The sequence below is a fragment of the Pseudomonas sp. TH10 genome (assembly GCF_016651255.1).
Taxonomy (GTDB): domain Bacteria; phylum Pseudomonadota; class Gammaproteobacteria; order Pseudomonadales; family Pseudomonadaceae; genus Aquipseudomonas.
Genome location: NZ_JAEKEG010000097.1, coordinates 1 through 15,264 on the forward strand (window position 1 = coordinate 1; position 15,264 = coordinate 15,264).

Annotated in this window: 18 protein-coding genes; 17 read left to right on the forward strand and 1 reads right to left on the reverse strand. The window is 59.1% G+C overall.

Annotated elements, in window-relative coordinates:
* Window positions 1-13: 13 nt before the first annotated feature.
* The 6 genes from queA to JFT80_RS15075 all read left to right on the forward strand — a co-directional run bounded on the left by queA (window position 14) and on the right by JFT80_RS15075 (window position 6,117).
* Window positions 14-1,078, forward strand: coding sequence for a tRNA preQ1(34) S-adenosylmethionine ribosyltransferase-isomerase QueA (gene queA, locus JFT80_RS15050; RefSeq protein ID WP_201148402.1), 1,065 nt, complete (start codon window positions 14-16; stop codon window positions 1,076-1,078).
* A 14-nt stretch (window positions 1,079-1,092) separates the two neighbouring features.
* Window positions 1,093-2,208: a tRNA guanosine(34) transglycosylase Tgt gene (gene tgt, locus JFT80_RS15055; RefSeq protein ID WP_201148403.1), complete on the forward strand. Its 1,116-nt coding sequence runs from the start codon at window positions 1,093-1,095 to the stop codon at window positions 2,206-2,208.
* 43 nt (window positions 2,209-2,251) lie between these two features.
* Window positions 2,252-2,590 carry a preprotein translocase subunit YajC gene (yajC, locus tag JFT80_RS15060; RefSeq protein ID WP_003227923.1) on the forward strand — a complete coding sequence of 113 codons (339 nt, stop codon included), beginning with the start codon at window positions 2,252-2,254 and terminating at the stop codon, window positions 2,588-2,590.
* A gap of 64 nt (window positions 2,591-2,654) precedes the next feature.
* Window positions 2,655-4,523, forward strand: coding sequence for a protein translocase subunit SecD (secD, locus tag JFT80_RS15065; RefSeq protein WP_201148404.1), 1,869 nt, complete (start codon window positions 2,655-2,657; stop codon window positions 4,521-4,523).
* Window positions 4,524-4,532: 9 nt separating this feature from the next.
* Window positions 4,533-5,447 carry a protein translocase subunit SecF gene (secF, locus tag JFT80_RS15070; protein ID WP_201148405.1) on the forward strand — a complete coding sequence of 305 codons (915 nt, stop codon included), beginning with the start codon at window positions 4,533-4,535 and terminating at the stop codon, window positions 5,445-5,447.
* Window positions 5,448-5,568: 121 nt separating this feature from the next.
* The gene (locus JFT80_RS15075; RefSeq protein WP_201148406.1) at window positions 5,569-6,117 is read left to right on the forward strand and encodes a glycine zipper 2TM domain-containing protein; all 549 of its coding nucleotides are present in this window, start codon (window positions 5,569-5,571) and stop codon (window positions 6,115-6,117) included.
* 261 nt (window positions 6,118-6,378) lie between these two features.
* On the opposite strand, the gene suhB is transcribed toward JFT80_RS15075, so the two are convergent.
* Window positions 6,379-7,197, reverse strand: coding sequence for an inositol-phosphate phosphatase (suhB, locus tag JFT80_RS15080; protein ID WP_034156254.1), 819 nt, complete (start codon window positions 7,195-7,197; stop codon window positions 6,379-6,381).
* Between the two features lie 145 nt (window positions 7,198-7,342).
* Here suhB and trmJ point away from each other — a divergent pair, with 145 nt between their 5' ends.
* From trmJ to ndk, 11 genes are all read left to right on the forward strand, one after another.
* On the forward strand, window positions 7,343-8,113 hold the full coding sequence (trmJ, locus tag JFT80_RS15085; protein WP_008084663.1) for a tRNA (cytosine(32)/uridine(32)-2'-O)-methyltransferase TrmJ: 771 nt from the start codon (window positions 7,343-7,345) through the stop codon (window positions 8,111-8,113).
* A 3-nt stretch (window positions 8,114-8,116) separates the two neighbouring features.
* On the forward strand, window positions 8,117-8,893 hold the full coding sequence (gene cysE, locus JFT80_RS15090; RefSeq protein ID WP_201148433.1) for a serine O-acetyltransferase: 777 nt from the start codon (window positions 8,117-8,119) through the stop codon (window positions 8,891-8,893).
* 266 nt (window positions 8,894-9,159) lie between these two features.
* On the forward strand, window positions 9,160-9,651 hold the full coding sequence (iscR, locus tag JFT80_RS15095) for a Fe-S cluster assembly transcriptional regulator IscR (RefSeq protein ID WP_003227911.1): 492 nt from the start codon (window positions 9,160-9,162) through the stop codon (window positions 9,649-9,651).
* Window positions 9,652-9,698: 47 nt separating this feature from the next.
* Complete coding sequence (locus tag JFT80_RS15100) at window positions 9,699-10,913, forward strand: IscS subfamily cysteine desulfurase (RefSeq protein WP_201148407.1); 1,215 nt, start codon at window positions 9,699-9,701, stop codon at window positions 10,911-10,913.
* 83 nt (window positions 10,914-10,996) lie between these two features.
* On the forward strand, window positions 10,997-11,383 hold the full coding sequence (iscU, locus tag JFT80_RS15105; RefSeq protein ID WP_046820395.1) for a Fe-S cluster assembly scaffold IscU: 387 nt from the start codon (window positions 10,997-10,999) through the stop codon (window positions 11,381-11,383).
* Window positions 11,384-11,417: 34 nt separating this feature from the next.
* Window positions 11,418-11,741, forward strand: coding sequence for an iron-sulfur cluster assembly protein IscA (iscA, locus tag JFT80_RS15110; protein ID WP_007903589.1), 324 nt, complete (start codon window positions 11,418-11,420; stop codon window positions 11,739-11,741).
* Window positions 11,742-11,749: 8 nt separating this feature from the next.
* On the forward strand, window positions 11,750-12,271 hold the full coding sequence (hscB, locus tag JFT80_RS15115) for a co-chaperone HscB (RefSeq protein ID WP_201148408.1): 522 nt from the start codon (window positions 11,750-11,752) through the stop codon (window positions 12,269-12,271).
* A gap of 51 nt (window positions 12,272-12,322) precedes the next feature.
* Window positions 12,323-14,188: a Fe-S protein assembly chaperone HscA gene (gene hscA, locus JFT80_RS15120; protein ID WP_201148409.1), complete on the forward strand. Its 1,866-nt coding sequence runs from the start codon at window positions 12,323-12,325 to the stop codon at window positions 14,186-14,188.
* Window positions 14,188-14,529, forward strand: coding sequence for an ISC system 2Fe-2S type ferredoxin (fdx, locus tag JFT80_RS15125; protein ID WP_201148410.1), 342 nt, complete (start codon window positions 14,188-14,190; stop codon window positions 14,527-14,529). Before hscA ends, fdx begins: the two co-directional genes overlap by 1 nt.
* 14 nt (window positions 14,530-14,543) lie before the next feature.
* Window positions 14,544-14,744 (forward strand): Fe-S cluster assembly protein IscX, encoded by a 201-nt coding sequence (iscX, locus tag JFT80_RS15130; protein WP_201148411.1) that lies wholly within the window; start codon window positions 14,544-14,546, stop codon window positions 14,742-14,744.
* Window positions 14,745-14,832: 88 nt separating this feature from the next.
* Window positions 14,833-15,258 carry a nucleoside-diphosphate kinase gene (ndk, locus tag JFT80_RS15135; RefSeq protein WP_007916882.1) on the forward strand — a complete coding sequence of 142 codons (426 nt, stop codon included), beginning with the start codon at window positions 14,833-14,835 and terminating at the stop codon, window positions 15,256-15,258.
* Window positions 15,259-15,264: the final 6 nt, after the last annotated feature.

The window sequence follows — 15,264 nt, forward strand, 5'->3', positions numbered from 1 at the left end:
GACGAACCCCATCATGCGCGTTGCTGACTTTACCTTCGAACTCCCTGATTCGCTGATCGCCCGCCACCCTTTGGCCGAGCGTCGCGGCAGTCGCCTGTTGACCCTGGATGGGGTCAGCGGTGCCCTTGCACACCGTCAATTCACTGATTTGCTTGAGCATTTGCGCCCGGGCGATTTGATGGTGTTCAACAATACCCGGGTGATTCCGGCGCGGCTGTTCGGGCAGAAAGCGTCCGGCGGCAAGCTGGAAATCCTCATTGAGCGAGTGCTCGATACGCATCGCGTGCTGGCCCATGTGCGTTCCAGCAAGTCGCCGAAGCCGGGTTCGAAGATCCTCATTGATGGCGGTGGCGAGGCCGAGATGCTGGCCCGTCACGATGCGTTGTTCGAGCTGGCCTTCGCTGAAGAAGTGCTGCCGCTGCTTGATCGCGTCGGGCACATGCCGTTGCCTCCTTATATAGACCGTCCGGATGAAGGCTCGGATCGCGAGCGTTATCAGACCGTGTACGCCGAGCGCCTGGGCGCGGTGGCGGCGCCGACAGCGGGGCTGCATTTCGATCAGTCGCTGATGGAAGCGATTGCCGCGAAGGGCGTCGAGACTACATTCGTCACGCTGCACGTTGGCGCGGGGACGTTCCAGCCGGTGCGCGTCGAAAAACTTGAAGATCACCACATGCACACCGAGTGGCTCGAAGTCGGCCAGGACGTGGTCGATGCGGTGGCTGCGTGCCGTGCGCGCGGCGGTCGAGTGATTGCTGTGGGCACCACCAGCGTGCGTTCGCTGGAAAGTGCCGCGCGCGATGGCGTGCTCAAGCCGTTCAGTGGCGACACCGATATCTTTATCTTCCCGGGCCGGCCGTTCCATGTGGTCGATGCCCTGGTGACCAATTTCCATTTGCCGGAATCGACGCTGTTGATGCTGGTTTCGGCATTTGCCGGTTATCCCGAAACCATGGCCGCCTACAAGGCCGCCGTCGACAACGGTTACCGCTTTTTCAGCTACGGTGATGCGATGTTCATCACCCGTAATCCCGCACCTACAGCCCCTAAAGAAACCGGCGCAGAGGAAACAGAATGAGTCGCGAATGTCGCATGTCCTTTGAGCTCCTGGCCACCGATGGCAAGGCCCGTCGTGGTCGTCTGACCTTCCCGCGTGGCACCGTCGAGACCCCGGCCTTCATGCCGGTGGGTACTTACGGCACGGTCAAGGGCATGTTGCCGCGTGACATCGTTGCCACTGGCGCAGAAATCATTCTGGGCAACACCTTCCACCTGTGGCTGCGTCCTGGCACCCAAGTGATCAAGGAGCACGGCGACCTGCACGACTTCATGCAGTGGAAAGGCCCCATCCTGACCGACTCCGGTGGTTTCCAGGTGTTCAGCCTGGGCGCGATGCGCAAGATCAAGGAGGAGGGCGTGACCTTTGCCTCACCGGTCGACGGCGCCAAAGTGTTCATGGGCCCGGAAGAATCGATGCAGGTGCAGCGCGATCTCGGTTCGGACATCGTGATGATCTTCGACGAATGCACGCCGTACCCGGCGGATGAAGACGTCGCTCGCATTTCCATGGAATTGTCGCTGCGCTGGGCTCAGCGCTCGAAAAATGCCCACGGTGACAACACCGCAGCATTGTTCGGCATCGTGCAGGGCGGCATGCACCAGGACTTGCGTATGCGCTCGCTGGAAGGCCTCGACAAGATCGGCTTCGACGGCCTGGCCATCGGCGGTCTGTCGGTGGGCGAACCGAAGCACGAGATGATCAAGGTGCTCGATTATCTGCCGGGCCTGATGCCGGCTGACAAACCTCGTTACCTTATGGGCGTTGGCAAACCGGAAGATCTGGTTGAGGGTGTGCGCCGCGGTGTGGACATGTTCGATTGCGTGATGCCAACCCGTAATGCCCGCAACGGGCATCTGTTTATTGATACCGGCGTGCTGAAGATCCGTAACGCGTTCCATCGCCATGATGAATCGCCGCTGGATCCGACCTGCGATTGCTATACCTGCCAGAACTTCTCTCGCGCTTATCTGCATCACCTGGACAAGTGCGGCGAAATGCTGGGAAGCATGCTCAATACCATCCATAACTTGCGCCATTATCAGGTGCTGATGGCTGGTTTGCGCGAGGCTATTCAACAGGGTACATTGGCCGCCTTTGTCGATGCCTTCTACGCCAAACGCGGGCTCCCCGTTCCGCCTTTGGACTGAGTTTTCTGACCCCAAGATTCAACATTTGCAACTGGAGTGCTAAATGAGCTTTTTTATCTCTAACGCCATGGCTGACGCGGCTGCACCGGCTGCTGCCGGCCCAATGGGCGGCGGCTTCGAGTGGATTTTCCTGGTCGGCTTCCTGGTCATCTTCTACCTGATGATCTGGCGTCCACAGGCCAAGCGCGCCAAAGAGCAGAAGAACCTGCTGAGCAGCCTTGCGAAGGGCGACGAAGTGGTCACCACCGGCGGCATCGCCGGCAAGATCACCAAAGTGGCCGATGACTTCGTGGTTCTGGAAGTTTCCGACACCGTGGAAATGAAGTTCCAGAAAGGCGCCATCGCTGCCACGCTGCCAAAAGGCACGCTGAAAGCGATCTAAGAGCAACAACTTCTACTCAATCGACGGGGCGCGCAAGGCGCCCCGCGTCATAACGGGCGGCGTGATGCTGAACAAATATCCTCTGTGGAAATACATTCTGATCCTGGCGGTGCTGGCGATCGGTCTGATTTATTCCGCTCCGAATCTATACCCCGATGACCCGGCTATCCAGATCAGCGGCGCCAGCACGGCACTGCAGGTCAATCAAGCCGATCTTGATCGCGTAAGTACCGCGCTCAAAGAGTCCGGGATCAACGTCAAGGCAGCCACGCTGGCGGCAAACGGCAAGGGCGGCCTGATCCGTCTGAGCAAGGCAGAAGATCAACTGCCAGCCAAGGACGTTGTGCGCAAGGCATTGGGTGATGACTACGTCGTCGCGCTGAACCTGGCACAGACCACCCCGCAATGGCTGCGCAATCTTGGCGCGCACCCGATGAAGCTGGGTCTGGACTTGTCCGGTGGTGTGCACTTCCTGCTGGAAGTGGACATGGACAAAGCCCTCGATGCACGCCTGAAAGTCTACGAAGGCGACGTCAAGAGCCTGCTGCGCAAAGAGAAGCTGCGCTATCGCAGCCTGCCGCAACTGGGCGGTGCCATTCAGCTGGGCTTCAGTGATGAAGATTCCCGCGAGCAGGCCCGTGCGCTGATCCGCAAGAACTTCAATGATTTCGACATTGTTCCGGCCGACCTCAACGGTCAACCGGTGCTGCGTCTGGCGATGACCCCGGCCAAGCTGGCGGAAATCCGTGAATACTCCATCAAGCAGAACTTGACCACGGTACGTAACCGCGTCAACGAGCTGGGTGTTGCCGAACCGATCGTTCAGCGTCAAGGTGCCAACCGCATCGTGGTTGAGCTGCCGGGCGTGCAGGACACTGCCGAAGCCAAGCGTATTCTCGGCAAGACGGCCAACCTTGAGTTCCGTCTGGCTGCAGAGCCAGGTGCTTCGAAAGCCACTTCCGAAACCTTCGAGTTCCGTGAAGGCAAGCGTCCACCAGCTCAGATCGAGCGTAGCCTGATCATCACCGGTGACCAGGTGACTGACGCCAAGGCTGGTTTCGGCGAGCAAGGCACGCCAGAAGTGAACATCCGCCTGGATGGCCACGGTGGCGAGCTGATGAGCCGTGCAACCCGTAACAACGTCGGTCGCAGCATGGCGGTGATCTTCATCGAGCAGCGTCCGGTGACCACTTACGTCAAGCAAGTGGTTGATGGCGTCGAGAAGGACGTTGCAGTTCAAACGTTCAAAGAAGAGAAGAAGATCATCAGCCTGGCGACCATTCAGTCGCCGCTGGGTGCTCAGTTCCGTATCACTGGCCTGAACGGTCAGGGCGAATCGTCCGAGCTGGCGCTGCTGTTGCGTGCCGGTGGTCTGGCGGCACCGATGTACTTCGCTGAAGAGCGCACAATCGGCCCGAGCCTGGGTGCTGACAACATCACCAAAGGTATCGATGCGTCGCTGTGGGGCATGCTGTTTGTCTCCCTGTTCATTATCGCCATCTACCGCTTCTTCGGCATCATCGCCACCGTCGCTCTGGCAGTGAACATGGTGTTGCTGCTGGCGCTGATGTCGCTGCTGGGTGCTACGCTGACCCTGCCGGGTATCGCCGGTATCGTATTGACCATGGGTATGGCGGTCGACGCCAACGTGCTGATCTTCTCGCGGATCCGTGAAGAAATCGCCGCCGGCATGACCGTGCAGCGTGCAATCAACGAAGGCTTCGGCCGGGCATTCACCGCGATTCTCGACGCCAACCTGACCACATTGTTGGTCGGCGGCATTCTCTTTGCCATGGGCACCGGCCCGGTCAAAGGTTTCGCAGTGACCATGTCCCTCGGGATCTTTACCTCGATGTTCACGGCCATCATGGTGACCCGCGCAATGGTCAACCTGATCTTTGGCGGACGTGACTTCAAGAAGTTGTGGATTTAAGGGGCTGCCATGTTACGTACAATCAACTTCATGGGCGTTCGCAACTTCGCGTTCGGCGTCACAGTGTTTCTTACGGTGCTGGCTATTTTCAGCGTCTTCCACAAGGGCATGAACTGGGGTCTGGACTTCACCGGCGGTACGCTCATCGAGCTGACCTACGAGCGTCCGGCCGACGTCACCAAGGTGCGCGAGCAGTTGGTGAGTTCGGGTTATCACGAAGCGATCGTGCAGAGCTTCGGTGCGACTACGGACCTGCTGGTGCGGATGCCGGGTGAAGACCCGCAGTTGGGTCATCAGGTGGCGGAAGCGCTGCTGAAAGTCGGTGGCGACAACCCGGCGACGGTCAAGCGAGTCGAGTTCGTCGGCCCACAGGTCGGTGAAGAGCTGCGCGACCAGGGCGGCCTCGGCATGCTGCTGGCGCTCGGCGGCATCCTGATCTACCTGGCTTTCCGCTTTCAGTGGAAATTCGCGGTCGGCGCCATCGTTTCGCTGATCCACGACGTGATCGTGACCATCGGTATCCTGTCGTTCTTCCAGATCACCTTCGACCTGACGGTGTTGGCGGCGGTGCTGGCGATCATCGGTTACTCGCTGAACGACACCATTGTGGTATTCGACCGGGTTCGAGAGAACTTCCGGGTGCTGCGCAAGGCGACGCTGATCGAGAACATCAACATCTCGACCACCCAGACCCTGTTGCGGACCATGGCTACTTCGATCTCCACGTTGCTGGCGATTGCGGCGCTGTTGTTCTTCGGTGGTGACAACCTGTGGGGCTTCTCCATTGCGCTGTTTATCGGTGTTCTGGCGGGTACCTACTCGTCGATCTACATCGCTAACGTGGTGCTGATCTGGCTGAACCTGAGCAGCGAAGACCTGATTCCACCGGCGAACACCGAGAAGGAAGTCGACGACCGTCCATAACGGCCATCGCTTTTCCAGCTGTCTGCCAAAAAAGGCGCGAGTTGAACTCGCGCCTTTTTTTATGCTCCAAGGCTGGGAGAAGCGCGGGCGATGTCCCGCATGTGATGGTCAGGAGGTTCATGTGAACAAGTCGTTGCTGGTTGGTGCGGTATTGGGTGCTGTCGGTGTGACTGCCGGGGGTGCTGTTGCCACCTACAGCCTGGTAAAAAGCGGCCCTGAGTATGCGCAAGTGCTGGCCGTTGAGCCGGTCAAAACACAGATCAAGACTCCACGTGAAGTGTGCAAGGACGTCGCCGTGACTCGCCAGGCGCCGGTCAAGGATCAACACCAGATCCTCGGTACGGTAATCGGTGCGGTCGGCGGTGGTTTGCTCGGTAACCAGATCGGCGGCGGCACCGGCAAGAAGATTGCCACGGTCGCTGGTGCGGTCGGTGGCGGTTATGCCGGTAACAAGGTGCAGGAAGGCATGCAAAACCGTGATACCTACACCACGACCCAGACTCGCTGTAACACGGTGAATGACATCAGCGACAAGGTCGTGGGCTATGACGTCCGTTATTCGCTGGATGGCAAGGAAGGCAAGGTGCGGATGGATCGCGATCCAGGCAACCAGATTCCGGTCGATAAGGAAGGCAAGCTGGTGCTGTCACAGAACGAGCCGGCTCAGTAAGTCGCCCGGCTGCAGATTGAAAAAAGCACTCGATTGGAGTGCTTTTTTTGTGCCTCGAATATGCGGATGCCACCAATGCGCTGTAGGAGCGAGCCTGGTCGCGAATAACTACCAGTAACCGCGTTCATTCTGGAAGCCCGCGCTACCGTTGACGGCCATCGCGAGCGAGCTCGCTCCTATATGGGGTGGTGGTAAGCGCGGAGTCGGATTTCAGGCATAAAAAAGCACCCCGAAGGGTGCTTTTTTCGTTTCGCGGGAAGCTTAGCGCTTCAGCGAAGCCGGCAGGTGCGGCTGGATCGCCGTCAGTACTGCCTTGAAGCATTTGGTGTTGCCGGCAACGATGTGGCCTTTTTCAAGGAAGTCGTGACCGCCGGTGAAGTCGCTCACCAGGCCGCCGGCTTCTTGAATCAGCAGGGCGCCTGCAGCCATGTCCCACTCGGACAGGCCCGACTCCCAAAATGCATCGAAACGACCGGCTGCCACGTAAGCCAGGTCCAGGCTCGCCGAGCCCGCGCGGCGGATGCCGGCAGTCTGGCCAACCAGGGCGCGGAACATGCCCAGGTAGTTTTCCAGGTTGTCCATCTGGTCGTCACGGAACGGGAAGCCGGTGCCCAGCAGGGCGCCGTCCAGGCTGGTGCGGCCGCTGACGCGCAGGCGACGACCGTTCAGTTGGGCACCGCGACCACGGCTGGCGGTGAATTCTTCCTGGCGAACCGGGTCCAGAACCACTGCGTGTTCCAAGCGACCGCGGTATTTGCAGGCGATGCTGACGGCGAAGTGAGGAATGCCGCGCAGGAAGTTGGTGGTGCCGTCCAGCGGATCGATGATCCACAGGTACTCTTCGCCTTCGATGCCGGTACCGGCGTGCAGGCCAGTCTCTTCACCGCGGATCGAGTGGTTCGGGTAAGCCTTGCGCAGCGCGTCGATGATTTTCTGTTCAGCGGCGCGATCGACCTCGGATACATAGTCCTTGGCGTCTTTTTCGTCGACCTTGATGGTATCCAGGCGCTCGATGGAGCGGAAGATCAGTTCACTGGCGCTGCGGGCGGCGCGCAGCGCGATATTCAGCATGGGCTGCATGGATGTGTCACCTAAGGTTGTTAAAGAAAGCCGCGCATTCTATCAGAACTTTTCTTCAGGTGAAGGACGCTGTTCGCTTTCATAGCTTAACGGTAGGCTGTTCTGTAAGATTTGCACCCCTTTCCTGTGTCCGAGAGCGCCTCCCTTGCTGCAGAACATTCGTGTCGTCCTGGTCAATACCAGCCACCCCGGCAACATCGGCGGGGCTGCGCGTGCCATGAAGAACATGGGCCTGTCGCGGCTGGTGCTGGTTGAACCACGGTTGTTCCCGCACCACGAGGCCGATGCCCGGGCCTCCGGTGCGGGTGACATCCTTGAAAATGCACAAGTCGTCGCCACTCTGGAAGACGCCTTGGTCGGCTGCAATCTGGTGCTCGGCACCAGCGCCCGTGATCGTCGTATCCCTTGGCCGCTGCTGGATCCGCGCGAGTGCGGCACCAAAGTGGTCGAAGAGGCCGGGCAGGGCGCCGAAATCGCCCTGGTGTTCGGCCGTGAAGATTCCGGCCTGACCAATGACGAGCTGCAGCGATGTCACTTTCACGTGCACATCCCCTCCGATCCTGAGTTCAGCTCGCTGAATCTCGGGGCGGCGGTGCAGGTGTTGAGCTACGAAGTGCGCATGGCCTGGCTGGCCGCGCAAGGTCAGCCAAGCAAGATCGAGAAAGAAGAAGTGGCCTCGGTGAAAAGCGCCGAGCTGGCGACCATGGATGAGCTGGAGCGATTCTATGAGCATCTGGAGCAGACGCTGGTCGCCATCGAATTCCTCGATCCGGAAAAACCACGGCACTTGATGGCGCGCCTGCGCCGGTTGTACGGACGCAGCTCGGTCAGCCGGGCGGAAATGAATATTTTGCGAGGCATCCTCACGGAAACCCAAAAAGCGGCCCGTGGTGAGCTTCTGAAGCGGAAGGACTGAATGATGTTTGAGCGTTTGCGTGAAGATATCCAGAGCGTATTCCATCGAGACCCGGCGGCGCGTAACGCTTTTGAAGTCCTGACCTGCTACCCCGGCATGCATGCCATCTGGATTCATCGCTTGGCGGGCATGCTCTGGCGCAACGAACTGAAATGGCTGGCACGGTTGGTGTCGAACTTCGGTCGCTGGATGACCGGGATCGAGATTCATCCGGGCGCCAAGGTTGGTCGACGTTTCTTTATCGACCATGGCATGGGCATCGTTATCGGTGAAACCGCCGAGATCGGCGATGACGTGACTATCTATCAGGGCGTGACACTGGGTGGCACCAGCTGGAACAAGGGCAAGCGCCATCCAACGCTGGGTGACGGTGTTGTCGTGGGGGCGGGCGCCAAAGTGCTCGGCCCGTTCACCGTGGGTGCGGGTGCCAAGGTCGGCTCCAATGCCGTCGTGACCAAAGAAGTGCCGCCGGGCGCGACTGTTGTGGGTATTCCGGGGCGGATCATCGTCAAGTCCGATGAGGAGCAGGACGCCAAGCGCAAGGCTATGGCCGAGAAGATCGGTTTTGATGCCTACGGCGTCAGCGAGGACATGCCTGACCCTGTGGCGCGCGCCATCGGCCAGTTGCTCGACCACCTGCAAGCGGTGGACGGTCGGCTGGAGGGGATGTGTGGCGCGCTGAAGGATCTGGGCAGTAATTACTGCGCCAAAGATCTGCCTCAGTTGCGTGAAGAGGATTTCGCCTGCGTGAAGGATAAGGATCAGAGTCAGGCCGGTTAAACCCGGCCGACTTCATCGCGAGCAGGCCCGCTCCCACAGGGTCTCGGATGATGCACAGATTGTGCGCTCACCGAAAACTCCTGTGGGAGCGGGCTTGCCCGCGATTGAACGTCGACTCGGTACCGCTGGCTGCATGCCGCCAGCCTTTGCTATGATGCGCGCGCTCTTTTGCGGGTAAACCCGACTAAAGCACTAGGTCTTATAGTTGACTTAAATGCTCGGGAATTGCATACTCCCGCCCATTCTGAACTCCGTGGTAACTGTCCATGCGACTGACTACAAAAGGCCGATACGCCGTGACCGCCATGCTTGACCTGGCGTTGCACGCGCAGCACGGGCCCGTGTCCCTGGCCGATATCTCCGAGCGCCAAGGCATTTCCCTGTCCTACCTCGAACAGCTTTTCGCCAAGCTGCGCCGCAGCAACCTGGTTTCCAGTGTTCGCGGTCCTGGTGGTGGCTACCAGTTGTCCCGCGACATGCAGGGCATCCAGGTCGCTCAGGTGATCGATGCGGTGAACGAATCGGTCGATGCGACCAAGTGCCAGGGCCAGGGCGATTGCCATTCCGGCGACACCTGCCTGACCCATCATCTGTGGTGCGACTTGAGCCTGCAGATTCACGAATTTCTAAGCGGTATCAGCTTGGCTGATCTTGTGACTCGCCGTGAGGTGCAAGAAGTAGCCCAGCGTCAGGACCAGCGCCGTTGCAACAGCAAGGCGCCACGCCTGGACAAGATTGAAGCGTCCGCCGTCGAATGACAGCCGAAGAGCTAGCGGCACGCCAGCCCTGATTTAGGAGATAGTCCATGAAATTGCCGATTTACCTTGATTACTCTGCAACCACACCGGTTGATCCGCGCGTTGCGCAAAAAATGAGTGAATGCCTGCTGGTCGACGGAAACTTCGGTAACCCGGCGTCCCGTTCCCACGTGTTCGGCTGGAAAGCTGAAGAGTCCGTCGAAAACGCCCGTCGTCAGGTGGCCGATCTGGTCAACGCCGATCCGCGTGAAATCGTCTGGACATCCGGCGCTACCGAGTCCGACAACCTGGCAATCAAGGGTGCGGCACATTTCTACGCCTCCAAGGGCAAGCACCTGATCACCTCCAAGATCGAGCACAAGGCTGTCCTCGACACCATGCGCCAACTGGAGCGTGAAGGTTTCGAGGTGACTTACCTCGATCCTCAGACCGACGGTCTGATCACCCCGGCGATGATTGAAGCTGCACTGCGCGAAGACACCATCCTGGTCTCCGTGATGCACGTGAACAACGAAATCGGCACCGTCAACGACATCGCCGCTATCGGTGAACTGCTCCGCTCCAAGGGCATTCTGTTCCACGTCGACGCCGCTCAGTCCACTGGCAAGGTCGAGATCGACCTGCAGAAGCTGAAAGTCGACATGATGTCGTTCTCTGCACACAAAACCTATGGCCCTAAAGGCATCGGCGCGCTGTACGTCAGCCGCAAGCCGCGTGTGCGCATCGAAGCGACCATGCACGGCGGCGGTCACGAGCGTGGCATGCGTTCCGGTACCCTGGCGACCCACCAGATCGTGGGCATGGGCGAAGCGTTCCGCGTAGCCAAAGAAGACATGGCTGCTGAAAACGTCCGTATCAAAGCGTTGAGCGACCGCTTCTACAAGCAGGTCGAGCACCTCGAAGAGCTGTACGTCAACGGCAGCCTGACCGCCCGCGTTCCGCACAACCTGAACCTGAGCTTCAACTACGTTGAAGGCGAGTCGCTGATCATGGCGCTCAAGGATCTGGCGGTATCGTCCGGTTCGGCATGCACCTCGGCGTCGCTGGAGCCTTCGTACGTACTGCGCGCCCTGGGCCGCAACGACGAACTGGCACACAGCTCGATCCGCTTCACCTTCGGCCGTTTCACCACCGAAGAAGAAATCGACTACGCCGCGCAGAAAGTCTGCGAGGCCGTTACCAAGCTGCGCGCTCTGTCGCCGCTGTGGGACATGTACAAAGACGGTGTCGACATTTCGAAAATCGAGTGGGCGGCACACTGATTTCAAGTCGCCGCGAACCGGCCCTGTAAACCAAGGTTGCAGGGCTTTAAGAGCGACTCTCTGATGAGTGAGGATTAAGAATCATGGCTTACAGCGAAAAGGTCATCGACCACTACGAAAACCCGCGCAACGTCGGCAAGATGAACGCGGAAGATCCTGATGTCGGCACCGGCATGGTCGGCGCTCCGGCATGCGGCGACGTAATGCGTCTGCAAATCAAGGTCAACGAAGCCGGCATCATCGAAGATGCCAAATTCAAGACCTACGGCTGCGGTTCGGCTATCGCTTCCAGCTCCCTCGCCACTGAGTGGATGAAGGGCAAGACCCTGGACGAAGCAGAAACCATCAAGAACACTCAGTTGGCCGAAGAATTGGCCCTGCCACCAGTGAAAATTCACTGTTCGGTACTGGCTGAAGACGCTATCAAAGCGGCTGTTCGCGATTACAAGCAGAAGAAAGGCTTGATCTGACTTTCTGGATTTGGCGACGAGTAAGGAGTCACCGATGGCTATCAGCATGACAGAAGCGGCTGCTCAACACGTGCGACGCTCCCTCAATGGGCGCGGCAAAGGTGAAGGGATTCGTCTGGGTGTTCGCACCACAGGCTGTTCCGGCCTTGCCTACGTGCTGGAGTTTGTCGACGAGGTGGTTGCAGAGGATCAGGTGTTCGAAAGTCACGGCGAAAAAGTGATTATCGACCCGAAAAGCCTGGCCTACCTGGACGGCACCGAGCTCGATTTCGTCAAGGAAGGGTTGAACGAAGGCTTCAAGTTCAACAACCCCAACGTACGCGGTGAATGTGGCTGCGGCGAAAGCTTCAACATCTGAGGCTTGTCGTGGGTATTCCTTGTCATTTCGCTTTATTCGAGCTGCAACCGAGCTTCCGTCTGGATCTCGAGCAGTTGGCCACGCGCTATCGTGAGTTGGCGCGCGGCGTTCATCCTGACCGTTTTGCTGACGCTTCCGAGCGCGAGCAGCGGTCGGCGCTTGAGCAGTCTGCCCGGCTGAACGACGCCTACCAGACGCTCAAGAGCCCGCCCCAGCGTGCACGCTACCTGCTGAATATCAGCGGGCATGAAGTGCCGATGGAGGTCACGGTCCATGACCCCGAGTTTCTTTTGCAGCAGATGCAATGGCGCGAAGAGCTCGAAGACCTCCAGGACAGCGCCGATCTCGACGGTGTCGCGTTATTCAAGCGGCGCCTGAAAGTGGCCCAGGAAGAACTCAACGAAAGCTTCGCAGCCTGTTGGGATGATGCAGCGCAACGCGAACAGGCCGAACGCCTGATGCGGCGCATGCAGTTCCTCGACAAGCTCACCTACGAAGTGCGCCAGTTAGAAGAGCGCCTCGACGATTAACCCAGTGCCGCTCCGGTCGCACGCCTGATATACAGATAAGTCCTGATCACGATGGCCCTACTGCAGATCGCCGAACCCGGCCAAAGTCCTCAACCGCACCAGCGTCGTCTGGCTGTGGGGATCGACTTGGGCACTACCAATTCGCTGGTCGCTGCGTTGCGCAGTGGTCTTTCCGAGCCGCTGGCCGACGCTGACGGGCAGGTTATCCTGCCGTCCGCCGTGCGTTACCACGCCGATCGCGTCGAAGTCGGCGAATCGGCCAAGCTGGCCGCCGCCTCCGATCCTTTGAACACTGTGCTCTCGGTCAAGCGCTTGATGGGTCGTGGTCTGTCCGACGTCAAGCAATTGGGCGAGCAGCTGCCATACCGCTTTGTCGGTGGCGAATCGCACATGCCGTTCATCGACACTGTGCAGGGCCCGAAGAGCCCGGTCGAGGTCTCCGCCGATATCCTCAAAGTGCTGCGTCAGCGCGCTGAAGCGACCCTCGGTGGCGAATTGGTTGGCGCGGTAATCACCGTTCCGGCGTATTTCGATGATGCTCAGCGTCAGGCTACCAAGGATGCGGCGAAGCTCGCCGGTCTGAATGTGTTGCGTCTGCTCAACGAGCCGACCGCTGCGGCCGTGGCTTATGGTCTGGATCAACATGCCGAAGGCCTGGTCGCGATTTATGACCTGGGCGGCGGCACCTTCGATATTTCCATTCTGCGTCTGACTGGCGGCGTTTTCGAAGTCTTGGCTACTGGCGGCGACAGCGCGCTGGGCGGCGATGACTTCGATCACGCGATTGCCGGCTGGATCATCGAGAGCGCCGGTCTGTCCGCCGATCTCGATCCGGGCGCACAACGCAATCTGCTGCAAACCGCTTGCGCGGCCAAGGAAGCGCTCACCAATGCGGCATCGGTTGAAGTGGCCTATGGCGACTGGAAAGCCGAACTGAGCCGTGAAGCCTTCAATGCGCTGATCGAGCCGATGGTCGCTCGCAGCCTGAAAGCCTGTCGCCGGGCGGTGCGCGACTCGGGTATTGAGCTTGAAGAAGTGCACGCAGTGGTTATGGTCGGCGGTTCGACTCGTGTGCCGCGTGTTCGCGAAGCAGTGGCCGAAGCCTTTGGTCGTCAGCCCCTGACTGAAATCGACCCGGATCAAGTGGTGGCCATCGGTGCCGCGATCCAGGCCGATACCCTGGCAGGCAACAAGCGCGATGGTGGTGAGTTGCTGCTGCTGGACGTGATTCCGTTGTCCCTGGGCCTGGAAACCATGGGCGGCCTGATGGAGAAGGTGATTCCGCGTAACACCACCATCCCCGTTGCCCGTGCCCAGGACTTCACCACCTACAAAGATGGCCAGTCGGCCATGGCGATTCACGTGCTGCAAGGCGAGCGTGAATTGATCAGTGACTGCCGCTCGCTGGCACGCTTCGAATTACGCGGCATCCCGGCGATGGTGGCGGGCGCGGCGAAAATTCGCGTGACCTTCCAGGTCGATGCCGACGGTCTGCTCAGCGTTTCCGCCCGTGAACTGGGTTCGGGCGTTGAAGCGAGCATTCAGGTCAAGCCGTCCTACGGTTTGACCGACGGCGAAATCGCCAAGATGCTGAAAGATTCGTTCCAGCACGCCAACGACGACAAGGTCGCCCGCGTTCTGCGCGAGCAGCAAGTCGATGCGCAGCGCCTGATCGAGGCGGTGCAGGCGGCCCTTGAGGTCGATGGCGAGCGCCTGCTCGACGCCGAAGAGCGCATGGTCATCGACATGCAGGTTCAGGAACTGACCGAACTGATGAAAGGTACTGATGGTTACGCCATCGAGCAGCAGACCAAACGTCTGTCGCAAGTGACCGATGCTTTTGCTGCCCGCCGCATGGATTTGACGGTGAAAGCCGCTCTGTCGGGGCGCAATCTGAATGAAATCGAGGATATCTGATGCCGCAGGTCATTTTTCTGCCCCACGACAAATTTTGCCCGGAGGGCATGGTGGTCGAGGCTGAGTCGGGTACTTCCATCCTGGATCTGGCGCACGAGCACCACATCGAGATGGAAAACGCCTGCGGCGGCGTCTGTGCCTGCACGACCTGCCACTGCATCATCCGCGAGGGTTTTGACTCGATGGAAGAGGCTGACGAGCTGGAGGAAGACTTCCTCGATCGCGCCTGGGGTCTGGAAGCGCAATCGCGCCTGGCGTGCCAGGCTATTGTTGGTGAAGAAGACATCACCGTCGAGATCCCGAAGTATTCGCTCAACCACGCTGCCGAAGCGCCGCACTGATTGGTATTACTGTCATGAGTTATGGTTGGAATGATGTTCAGCGCATTGCAGAAGAACTGGCCGAATCCAGGCCGGATGTCGATCCAATGTCGGTCAATTTCGTAGACCTGCAGCGATGGATCATGGAACTTCCCGATTTTGACAACACCTCCGGCCGCTGTGGGGAGAAGGTGTTGGAAGCGGTTCAGGCGCTTTGGATCGAAGAAGCCGACTGATCGTCCTCGCAGGTTAGGCAATACCCAAGAACCCGCGTATAATTCGCGGGTTTAATTTTTCGCAAATTACCGTTTCTGGAGTTACACCATGGCTGTTCAACGTACTTTCTCCATCATCAAGCCTGACGCTGTTGCAAAAAACGTCATCGGCGAGATCACCACTCGTTTCGAAAAAGCAGGCCTGCGCGTTGTAGCTTCGAAACTGAAGCAACTGTCCAAAGCTGAAGCTGAAGGCTTCTACGCTGAGCACAGCGCTCGTGGTTTCTTCGGCGACCTGGTTGCTTTCATGATCTCCGGTCCTGTTGTTGTTCAGGTTCTGGAAGGCGAAAACGCTATCGCTCTGAACCGTGAGCTGATGGGCGCTACCAACCCTAAAGAAGCTGCTGCCGGCACCATCCGCGCTGACTTCGCTGATTCCATCGACGCCAACGCTGTTCACGGTTCGGACTCCGAAGCCGCAGCTGCTCGTGAAATCTCGTACTTCTTCGCAGCTACTGAAGTAACCACTCGCTAAGCATTG